This is a genomic window from Polaribacter septentrionalilitoris (assembly GCF_009832745.1).
In the GTDB taxonomy this organism is placed as follows: Bacteria; Bacteroidota; Bacteroidia; order Flavobacteriales; family Flavobacteriaceae; genus Polaribacter; species Polaribacter septentrionalilitoris.
This window is the reverse complement of the sequence record NZ_VRMJ01000032.1, coordinates 98,116-109,574: the sequence shown is the minus strand read 5'-3', so window position 1 is coordinate 109,574 and position 11,459 is coordinate 98,116. Positions and strand designations below refer to the sequence as shown.

Below are 11,459 nucleotides of genomic sequence, written 5' to 3'. Positions count from 1 at the left end.
AGAACATCTTTTTACCATGAAGTACTTTGGCATAATAATCTACTTTAGTAGTTACTGATAAGTTGGATAAAAGAGCTTCTGGTATAACTCTCAATAATTGATTTACTGAAATTTTATGATCTTTAAAAACTGACATAAATAGCTGATTATCAGATAAAAAGATACGTAAATATTATCAAATAAACAAGCTAAATAGTTGATTTTTAGTTTCTTAAATAGTAATTTATAAAACAAAAAAGTCGGAAGAAAAATCTTCCGACCATGACTAACAATTTAGTCGGACTTTTTTATTATATCATAATCAACTAAACCAAAATGAAAACACTTTTTAGAAATTACACAAATACATTTAGAGGCCTCTCTAGAGAAGTTTGGTGGTTGTCTTTAATCACTTTTGTTAATAGATCTGGTACTATGGTAATTCCATTTTTATCATTGTATTTAAACAAAAGTTTAAACTTTTCAATGCCAGATGTTGGTTGGATCATGTCTTTTTTTGGTTTGGGCTCTGTTGTAGGAACTTGGATTGGAGGTAAATTAACAGACAGAATTGGCTATTATAAAGTGATGTTTGTGAGTCTCTTTTTAACTGGAGTTTTTTTTGTGTTACTTCAATATGTAGAATCTTTCCACGGATTTTGTGCAGGTATTTTTTTGGTAATGTTAGTGGCAGATGCCTTTAGACCTGCCATGTTTGTTGCACTGAGTGCCTACAGTAAACCAGAAAATAAAACACGTTCTGTAACACTAATTCGTTTGGCAATTAATTTAGGGTTTTCTGCAGGACCTGCAATTGGCGGTTTCATAATTACAGCAATTGGATATCAAGGTTTATTTTGGATGGATGGAATTACCTGTGCTTTGGCAGCAATTTTATTGCTTAACGTACTAAATCCGAAGAAAGTAAAAGTATTGGATGAGGTAAAAGCTATAAACCCTGTTTCTGCTTATGAAGACAAAGCATTTTGGATATTTTTTATAGCGATGTTTATTTTTGGTTTTGTGTTTTTACAATACTTTTCTACAATGCCTTTGTATTATAAAGATAACAGAATGCTATCAGAACTTGAAATAGGATTACTGATGGGTTTTAACGGATTTTTTATTTTTCTGCTTGAAATGCCGCTGATTAAATGGTTAGAAGATTCAAAAAAATCGAAAGTAAAATTAATTGCTTTGGGATTGTTTTTAACAGCGATGAGTTTTATCGTTTTAAATTTAACAGGTTGGATTGGAATTCTAATTCTTGGGATGTTATTTATGACAGTTGGAGAAATGATTGCATTTCCGTTTTCAAATGCCTTTGCTGTAGAAAGAGCTAAAAAAGGAAATCAAGGAGAATATATGGCTCTATATAGCATTTCATTTTCATTATCACACATTTTTAGTCACAATATTGGTATGCAAATGGTTGATGAATTTGGTTATGAAATCACTTGGAATATAATTACACTTTTTGCTTTATTTGGTGTTTTTATTTTACTGTATTTGTTAAGTGTTTTGAAAAAAGAGAAATTAATTAAACCTTAATTACTCCTGTTTTCCCTAAAATAAAACCAATAATTCCTACTGTAATCATAATAACAATAAACAAAATAACTAATCCTAATAAGAATTTAAGTAATCTTAAAATAGACTGCCAAAAACCATGTTTATAGAATTTAGCAAAAACATATAAATAGTAAGCAATATAGAATAATGTGCTATATATGTATATAGCAGGATTAACTAAAATGGCAAGAAAAAAAGCGATAAGAACTACAAAAGTAGAAAAACCAGAAATGTAAGCGTTGATAATGACATGTTCACCAAAATTATGTGGTTTCCAATAGGTCCATTTGCTTAGTAAAGTATAGAATAACAAAAATACAAAAGTCAATAAATTATAATATTTAAGCATAAACTTCATCATATTATCCATGAACTTTAATTGCATTTGAGCAACTTTCTTTTCAAGTTGAAGTTTTTGCAGTTCTTTTTTAGAGGTTTCTGGAGTTGTAATAATTTCCTTTTCAGCCTTTTCTTTGAGTTCCTCTATTTGATATGAATTAACATTAGTTTGTATTCTAATAAAATCTTCTGCATAATAGTTGAAAATTAATAATGATAAACCAGCACCAATGGCTAAAAAAGCAAACGGATTTACATATCTTTTACGAACACCTGTTAAATATTCATTAATAACATCATCTGGATGGGTAGTCATTTTACGAAGTGTAAGAAAAAAACGACTATCTACACCAAAAGTATTAATAAAAAGATCTACAATAAGTTGCTTAAATGTAATTCGATTTAAGACCACCTTAGCACCACAATTATCACAAAATTGTGCATTCTCTTCTAAAGGATCTTCACAATTTTTACAATTCATATAGTTAGTTTTTTAACTCATTTCTCCTCATTGGCATCCCGTCAATTAGGGTAAATAATTTATCTAAAGATACTAATTTTGTTTGTCTGAGCTTTATGCCACCATCTAAACCAATTAACACAACTTCAAAAGTCATGTTTTTTGAACGGTATTTTTTAGTTAGTTTTTTTGCAGGGTACCATTTAGAGTTAAAATCTGTGGTAAATTTATCTTTTGAAAATTGATAAATAATTAGCTTTCTTTCCAGTAATCCTTCTTTATCTTTTGATAAAATATTGATTTGCTCCTTAAAAATATCTGAGTTTCTGTCATCAGAAAACACCAACAGCAGTCTGTTTTTCCATTGGTGTTTTTTTAAATCTTGACTTAGCATATTAGAAGTTACGATAATCATAAAAAGAAAACATGCAACTCTCATTCGTATGAATTTAAACCTTAATCAATCGCTTTTTTAAAAGTCCTCTTACCACCAACAATAGGTATTGTAATTTTGGTTTCTTTTAGATCAACAGTTAATTCAGTTCCTGGTTTAGGCAATAAGGTGTAATTGTTATCACTCGAAAAAATCATCAGCCCAATTTGTTGACCTTTTTTAATGATTTGATCATCAGGTTGTAAATCAAAAGTCATTTTATAAAACTTACCCGGTTTTAGAGGTTTACTTTTTGTTAACGATTTGTAATTCTGCAAATCTGCCCAACTACGAGTAATTATGTTATCAGTAATTTTTGATCTTCTACCTTTATTCCATGGTAAAGAAACTAAGTAAACCGATAAATTTACAGCAGGTTTAGAACTTGCAGCTTTAATAGTTATTGTTGGAATTCCTGAAATATGAATGTCTTCTTTTAATATTGGAGAAACATATAATAAGCGATGATTTGTATAATCTGCCTGCGCTAAAGCTTCAGAAGAAAAAGAATAATTGTCTACTAAAGTTTCAGTTCCTTTAGAGTTTGAGTTGTCTAACGTTAATGTCCCAGCTTCAGGTGAATTTCCGTTTAAATAAAAAGTCACGTCTTGAGCTGCAGGATTTGGATAGTTTTTATATGCTGTTGGCTCACTTCTTTTATCATTTTCTCTAACAATCCAAGCTTTTGGGTCATTCTCTACACCATTTTCTATACCATGTAAATATCGTGTAAACCAACGATTCATCATTTTTATAGGAGGAGGTCCACCATGACCGTTTTGATGATAATAAATTTGAGTTGATAACCCCATTTCTGAAGCTTTTTTGTAGATTCTGTAACTATGTTCTGGCATTACATTCCAATCATTAAATCCATGAGACATCAACAAGGCTGCTTTCATAGGTTTCATGTCATTTAAATAATCACGTCCAGCCCAAAAATCATTATAATCACCAGTAAGTCTATCCATACCATTTGCCATCTCAGTATCACGAACTTTAGCATTGTTATAATCTCTTTTTCTAATGAATTTTTTAGAACCAACATTATCTTTCATATAACTCTTATTCGGAATTAAATCTTCTCCACCACTATGAATAAAGTCATATAAAACATCAATATCTTCACCCAAATAGCCACCAGGAGAACGTACCAAACCATTAGATCTATAATAATGATAATAAGATGTATTTGGAGCAATAGGTATAATTGCTTCTAAGCCATCTACACCAGTTGTTGCAGCTGCTAAAGGCAAGGTTCCGTTGTAAGAAGTTCCTGTCATTCCAACTTTTCCAGTTGTCCAATACGCTTTTACTTCTTCTTTTCCAGTTCTCGATGAATAGCCTTTTGCTCTTCCATTTAGCCAATCTATGACTGCTTTTGGTGCCAAGGATTCATTATCACCACCTACTGTTGGAGAACCATCTGACAAACCTGTTCCTGGAGATGAAGAGTGCACAACAATATAACCTCTAGGAACCCAAGTTCTTATTTGAGAATTAGAAATAATAGGTCTTTTACCTCTTCTTTTTACTTCAGCATGATTTCTTTGTTTTGGTTCTTCACCAATTTCATGCTTTACATCCCAAAAAATAGGAGCATTGCCTGCTGTTCCAGCGTAATAAGGGCTTGATTCGTACACAACAGGAAGTTTTAAACCGTTTTCTGTAGCTGCTGGTCTAGTTACATCTACATGCATTCTGTCTAGTTTCCCATCTCCATCTGTGTCAAAAGTTGTTTCAACCCATAAATCATGACGAATCCATGTTGATTGATCTTTAAATGCTTCTACAATTTGTGCTTCACCATCTTTAAAGACTGGTTTTGCATCTTGAGCATTAAGTTGATAACAAAATGCTATAAGGTAAAATAAAATGATTTTTTTCATGGATGTTATTTTAATACTGAAAATTCAATACTAGAATCTGTAAATACAGTATGGGTTTGTGTTTTAAAGTCTTTCTCATCTGCTTTGTATATGTTGTCTACATAAGTTTGCGGATTTAAATCGATTAAAGGAAACCACGTACTTTGTACTTGAATTTGTAGTTTATGTCCTTTTTTAAAGGTGTGAAAAACGTCTTGCAGTTTAATATTTACAGCGGTTTTTCTATTAGGAGTAAAAGGTTCTGGTTTTGAAAAACTATTTCTAAAACGTCCACGCATTACTTCACTTCTTACCATTAAATGATAATTACTCATTTTTAAATGATCTTGTAATTTATCGTTATTTTCTTTTGTGTCTGAAGGATGAACATCAATCACCTTTACGATCCAATCTGCTGCAGTTCCAGTTGTAGCTACTTTTAGTTTTGCCATGATATCTCCAGCCAAAGTAAAATCCTCAGTTAAGACATCCGTTTCAAACACCAAAACATCAGGTCTTCTTGCAGCAAAACGCTGATCGTCTGTCATGTATTTTCTTGGTGTAAAAACGGTTTTAATATCTTCTGAATAAGGTACAGGACGTTTTACATCGCTTATAAACTGAATTCCTTTAGGTGATTTTTTGTCAGTAGTTAATTCTTGATTTTCAGATAAAAACCAATCTTGCTTTACCACATTTTTTGGCGGCCAAGAATCATAAGAACTCCATTCTTTTTTACCAGAATCATACACGTAGGCTTCAGGCAAACCAGAATTTTTATCACCTTTTCCTTTTAAGAAGTGATGAAAGAATTTTGTTTCAACTTCAGATTGATATTTTAAAGAAATAGAATCACCAAAGTAATAATTACCAACAGAATTTTTTACTCCAGTTCTTGCCCATTTTCCATGATCCCAAGGTCCAAAAACCATGGTGTTGTAATTGTCTTTTCCTTGTTTTTCAATGCCTTTGTAAGTTTCTAAAGGACCGTATAAATCTTCAGCATCAAACCAACCACCAACAATCATTGTTGCTACAGAAGAAGGTACTTTATCCATGTGTTGAATGATACCTTTACTTTGCCAAACTTCATCATAATTAGGATGCTCTACAATCTCTTTCCAGAAGAAATCATCAATTTGATTTTTTTTCTGAGTAGCACTGACATCTAACTTATCATACCGAAAAAATTCATTCAAGTTTTTTAAAGGACCTTTATCTAAGAAAAATTGATATTGGTCTTGAGTATTCATTTTCGGAAAAGAGTACCAAGCTGTATCTGTTGGAGTGTCTTTGTAAGTACCAAATAAAGAAATTGCTCTAAAATAACTTAATAAAAATGCTCCATTGTGATGAAAATCGTCAAAGAAAAAATCACCAATACATGCCTGTGGAGAAGCTGCTTTTAAAGCAGGATGTGCATCTATTGTAGAAATTGTTGCATAATGTCCTGGATAAGAAATTCCCCAAGTTCCAACTTTTCCATTATTATTTTCTACGTTTTTAACTAACCAATCTATGGTGTCATAAGTGTCAGAAACTTCATCAGCTTCATTTTCTTTTTTATTAGGAATATAAGCACGCATATTGTCGTATACACCTTCGCTCATCCAGCGTCCACGAACATCCTGATACACTACAATGTATTTGTCTTTCATTAAATGCTGGTTTGGACCAATTCTAGTTTTCATTTTTCCTTCTCCATAAGGTCTTGAGCTGTATGGAGTTCTTTGCATTAAAATTGGATATGTTTCACTTTTATCCTTGGGCGAGTAAATGGTTGTATGTAATTTTACACCATCTCTCATTACAATATCAACTTCTTTTTTTGTGTAATTGTCAGTTACAAAAGTGTCTTTTTTTGCAACAGTTGTTTTGTCTTCTGAAGATGAATTTGTGCAAGAGAAGAGTATTGAAAATCCTAAAAATAATAGTAGTAAATATTTTTTCATGATAGGTTAGTTTTATTTTGCTAAAATTACGAAACTAAAAAGAGTTTCTTAAAAAGGAATTGTTAAAATGATTTAATACTTAATGGATAAGAAATAGCAGACTAAGAAGGAGGTTTAGTAATTAATTGGAACTAATAAAGAGTTCAGCATTTAATCGAATAATAAAAAAAGGTTCTCATTTGAGAACCTTTTTTTGTGATTTTACAACCCTTTTAACCAAGCATTTCTTAGTTGTTTCTTAGGATTTGTATCTGGTAAATCTTCGATAACCAGTTTTTCTACTTCAGCATAACCTTTGGTAAAATTGCCTTCTAGTTTTAATTCTTTTCCATCTCTTACGACACCAAAACTAATTTTATCCCCCTCTTTCCATTGCATAGACTGTCCAATAAAATTTCTAATATTTTTTAAAGTAACAGCTTCTCCGTTTATAGATTTGATAACATCACCACCTTTTACACCTAAAGCCTCTAATGCGGTGTTTTTTCTATTGGTAAAAAAGATTTGTCCTTCTCTGTTTCCAGAAATAAACATTTGTCTGCTGCTGTCAAAAAAGTAACCTGCATCAATTTTTTCTTTTTTCTTTACAATACCAACTTTAGCAAAGTATTCATCATAATCTATAGCTGTATTACCAGTTAAGTGACTTTCAAAAAAAGTACCAACAGAAGGATATGTCATACTCGTAATTTCTGCAAGAATTTCATCGTCTTTAAAAGGTTGATGTTCTCCGTATTTATTAGATAAATCTTTCATTAAATTTCGAATACCATATTTACCTTTGCTTTCTTCTCTTAATAGAATGTCTAATGTCATCCCAATCAATGCTCCTTTTTGATATACGTTTCCGTAGTTTTTAGCATATTTATCTTCTAAAATATTTTTACTCATTTTAGTAAAAGACATGGTATCATTAAAACGTAAAGAACGAGCAATTTTACCTTTCATTTTATCAATGAATTCTTGCTCAGTAATTAGTCCTTGATTTACTTGGAATAAATTAGCAAAGTATTCTGTAATACCTTCGTACATCCATAAATGTTTTGACATGTTAGGTGTATTAAAATCAAAAGAATGTATCTCTTCAGAATGCACAGATAATGGCGTTACAATATGAAAAAACTCATGAGAAACTGTTCCGTTAATCATTCCGTTTGCCAATTGTTGTTTGCTGTAGGTTTCTGGATAAACAACAGTTGTTGATGATAAATGTTCTAATGCACCAAAACTATTCCATTTGTATATCGTTGGATCAAATAAATACACTAAAATATTGTACTCATTAGTAGTAGAAAAACCTTCTAAAAAATTGGTTTGAGCTTCAACCATTTTCTTTAAATCTTCCTCCATGTCTTTTGCAGCATGTTTGTTGTTAGGCGAATAAACAGCCATTGAAACTTCAACACCGTTAACTTTAAAATTAACCGTATTTAATGGAGCATACATAATAGGATTGTCTGAAATCTCATCATATCTGCTTGCTAAAAAGATGTCTTTTGTATTGTCTTCTTTAGTTGTGTTTTTATTGATTAAAGATGAAGTCTCATACAAATTATCAGGATGAGAAATTGTCAATTCATAAGGATTTTCTTTGTCGCCTTTAAAATATCCTACAAAACCAGGAAGGTTTAAAAAGAAATTTTTACCCGCTTCAATATTGGTTCCAGCCATGACATAAATACCATGTTTTTTCTTAGAATCAAAAGTATCATCAACCCAATAAGAGATTTTATCTAATTGTTTGGCATTGTCAATTTGCCACGAATTAGGGTCAAGTTTACTAACTTTAAGTTCGTTTCCATCGTAATCAAATGCTTTGATGTTTGAGACAAACTGACCATAATCACTAATTGCATAAGTTCCTGGTACAATTGCAGGAATTTGATATACTACAGATCGTTGGTTAAATTTTCCAGGATTCACTTCTACCTTAACTTTATCGTCAACAACGTTATTTAAATCCATTAAAACTTTAATGGTAGTATCTTTTTTTGATACATTAAAAGTGGCACAACTACCTAAAAAAGCAATGGTAATTACAGCAATTAATATTTTTTTCATGATTGATATATTATAATTTCGAGCAAAAATATTAGATTTTATTAGTTTTTAAGTCTATTTAACAAAACTTTGGGAGGTTGTAATTTTAACAATTAGAGCATATCGTTGTCAATTATAAATGCCTTATTTTTGCAAAATATGCAAGAAACAAAAAAACATCAATTAACAGATTGGTTACCAACTACAAAGAAAGAAGTTAAAATTCGTGGTTGGGAACAATTAGATGTTATTTTATTTAGCGGAGATGCTTATGTAGATCATCCTTCTTTTGGTCCTGCAGTAATTGGTCGTATTTTAGAAAGTTATGGTTTAAAAGTGGCCATTGTTCCGCAACCTAGTGTAAACGATAATTTACAAGATTTTGAGAAATTAGGGAAACCAAGATTATTTTTTGCTGCTACAGGAGGTTGTATGGATCCTATGGTATCTAATTATACAGCCAGCAAACGCAGACGCGATAAAGATGCCTATACACCTAATGGTGATAAAGGTTTTAGACCAGATTACGCAACATCTGTGTACTCGAAAATTTTAAAAGAAAAGTTTCCTGATGTTCCTGTTTTAATTGGCGGTATTGAAGCTTCTCTAAGACGTGTAACACATTACGATTACTGGTCTGATAAATTGTTGCCTACAATTTTAGAAACTTCTAAAGCAGATATGTTGGTGTACGGAATGGGAGAGCAGCCATTACGTGAAATTGTAGAACTGCTGCAAAAAGGAGTGCCATTTTCTAGTTTAAAAAACATCAAGCAAACTGCTGTTTTAATTAATCCTAAGGATGAGAAAATACCAGTTGTAAAAGATTGGGAAGACGTAGAAATCAATTCTCATGAGGCATGTTTGGGTGATAAAAAAACCTTTGCATCTAATTTTAAAACGATTGAACAAGAATCAAATAAGTTAAAAGCAAGACGAATTTTTCAAAAAGTTGGTAAGCGATTATTGATGATAAATCCACCATTTCCAACAATGACAGAAGCAGAAATTGATGGTTCTTTCGATTTGCCTTACACAAGATTACCGCATCCAAAATACAACAAACGTGGACCAATACCTGCGTTTGAAATGATAAAATTTTCGATTAACATTCATAGAGGTTGCTTTGGTGGATGTAGTTTTTGTACGATTTCTGCACACCAAGGAAAATTTATTGCGAGTAGAAGTCAAGAATCTGTGTTAAAAGAAGTAGATAAAGTGGCTAATATGCCAGACTTTAAAGGCTATTTGTCTGATATTGGAGGTCCTTCTGCAAACATGTATCAGATGAAAGGAAAAGTACAAGAAATTTGTGACAAGTGTGTTGCGCCTTCTTGTATATCTCCTGTAATTTGTTCTAATTTAGATACATCACACAAACCATTAACAGAGTTATATCAAGCTGTTGATAAACATCCAAAAATAAAAAAATCTTTTATTGGTAGTGGAATAAGGCATGATATGTTAGTGCCAGAATTCAATAAAAATGCCGACCCAAAAGAATTGGATGCTTATACAGAAGAGGTGATGACCAAACACGTTTCTGGCCGTTTAAAAGTGGCTCCAGAACACACTTCTGATCCTGTTTTAAAGTTGATGCGTAAACCTTCGTTTACCTATTTTCATAAGTTTAAAGAACGTTTTGATAGAATTAATATCAAGAAGAGACTAAATCTACAGTTAATACCCTATTTTATTTCAAGTCACCCAGCAAGTGAAGTAGAAGATATGGCAAATTTAGCAGCAGAAACCAAAGATATGGGCTTTCAATTGGAGCAAGTTCAAGGTTTTACACCAACACCAATGACAGTTGCTACAGTGATTTATTATTCAGGATATCATCCGTATACATTAAAACCAACACGAACTCCAAAAACCAAAAAAGAAAAAGAAGACCAACATAAATTTTTCTTTTGGTATAAGAAAGAAAACAAAGATTGGATTAGAAATACCTTAAATAAAGTTGGTCGTCAAGATTTGTTGAAAAAATTATTGCCTGAGAACAATTCTTGGCAAAAGAATAAAAAAGCCAAAGCTGCAAAACATACTTTTGATGATGCCATTCCTTTTAACAAGCGTAAAAAGAAAGTAAAACGAACTTCTAAGAAAAGGAGGTGAATATTATCTATAGTTTACTTTACACCGTTTATTGAATTAATTTATTGGTGTCAAATGAAGTAACTAAAGAAAATCGTTTATTAAGTATTTAATAGAGATAATTTCAGACAAAATTTTTTATGACGCTCAACTATTATTACTAGTTGGTAAAAACAATACTTTTAAAATTAAAGTAGTTTTATCAATAAAAGGAGACATAAGAAAGATTACAAAAACCTTCTATACCAACTATCTTCTATTGGTACTTCCCAAAAGTTATCGAAATCGTGTTTAGAAGTAATTAAGTTGTCAAAAATGATAGTTTTAGAAGTAACAGCTTTATTTTTTAAAAGTTTTTTAAAATCTTTTAACTCTTTATATTGTAAAAATTCTCCTTGTTTAAAACAGACGTTCATTTTGTCTAACAATTCAATATTATAAAAGTTTTGGAGTTCTAAAATAAAGGATACAGATGCATCAATATCTAAGCTTGTTAAATTAGCTTCGGTATCATCAGCAGCCAAAATAATAAACCTGTTATATAAAAATTGATATGAAGCTTTAAAATCAGGATTTTCTGATTTCCATTTTGTAACAAAAGATTTGATATTATGTTCTAACTCTTCAATTTCTGTAGGGTAAAATTTTCTACTTGAAGGATAGATCCATATTTTGGCATCATCTGGTAAGGAATTGTATTCTACAAACATCTTTAGATT

At 31.1% G+C, this 11,459-nt stretch carries 8 protein-coding genes; 2 read left to right on the top strand and 6 right to left on the bottom strand.

The window, feature by feature from the left end:
- The first annotated feature begins 315 nt into the window (after positions 1-315).
- Entirely contained in the window at positions 316-1,530 is a 1,215-nt protein-coding gene (locus tag FP421_RS07330; protein WP_159949137.1) for an MDR family MFS transporter, read from the top strand.
- Here FP421_RS07330 and FP421_RS07325 read toward each other — a convergent pair.
- The 5 genes from FP421_RS07325 to FP421_RS07305 form a co-directional block, all read right to left on the bottom strand.
- Complete coding sequence (locus FP421_RS07325; protein ID WP_159949135.1) at positions 1,520-2,371, bottom strand: DUF3667 domain-containing protein; 852 nt, start codon at positions 2,369-2,371, stop codon at positions 1,520-1,522. The genes FP421_RS07330 and FP421_RS07325 overlap by 11 nt on opposite strands.
- Positions 2,372-2,375: 4 nt before the next feature.
- Entirely contained in the window at positions 2,376-2,789 is a 414-nt protein-coding gene (locus FP421_RS07320) for a DUF4174 domain-containing protein (protein ID WP_159949133.1), read from the bottom strand.
- 17 nt (positions 2,790-2,806) lie between these two features.
- Positions 2,807-4,672 carry a Xaa-Pro dipeptidyl-peptidase gene (locus tag FP421_RS07315; protein WP_159949131.1) on the bottom strand — a complete coding sequence of 622 codons (1,866 nt, stop codon included), beginning with the start codon at positions 4,670-4,672 and terminating at the stop codon, positions 2,807-2,809.
- 5 nt (positions 4,673-4,677) lie between these two features.
- Complete coding sequence (locus FP421_RS07310; protein WP_159949129.1) at positions 4,678-6,603, bottom strand: CocE/NonD family hydrolase; 1,926 nt, start codon at positions 6,601-6,603, stop codon at positions 4,678-4,680.
- Between the two features lie 201 nt (positions 6,604-6,804).
- Positions 6,805-8,664 (bottom strand): M61 family metallopeptidase, encoded by a 1,860-nt coding sequence (locus FP421_RS07305; RefSeq protein WP_159949127.1) that lies wholly within the window; start codon positions 8,662-8,664, stop codon positions 6,805-6,807.
- A 138-nt stretch (positions 8,665-8,802) separates the two neighbouring features.
- On the opposite strand from FP421_RS07305, the gene FP421_RS07300 reads away from it, so the two are divergent.
- On the top strand, positions 8,803-10,761 hold the full coding sequence (locus tag FP421_RS07300) for a YgiQ family radical SAM protein (RefSeq protein ID WP_159949125.1): 1,959 nt from the start codon (positions 8,803-8,805) through the stop codon (positions 10,759-10,761).
- Between the two features lie 206 nt (positions 10,762-10,967).
- On the opposite strand, the gene FP421_RS07295 is transcribed toward FP421_RS07300, so the two are convergent.
- Positions 10,968-11,450 carry an ABC transporter ATPase gene (locus tag FP421_RS07295; RefSeq protein ID WP_159949123.1) on the bottom strand — a complete coding sequence of 161 codons (483 nt, stop codon included), beginning with the start codon at positions 11,448-11,450 and terminating at the stop codon, positions 10,968-10,970.
- Positions 11,451-11,459: the final 9 nt, after the last annotated feature.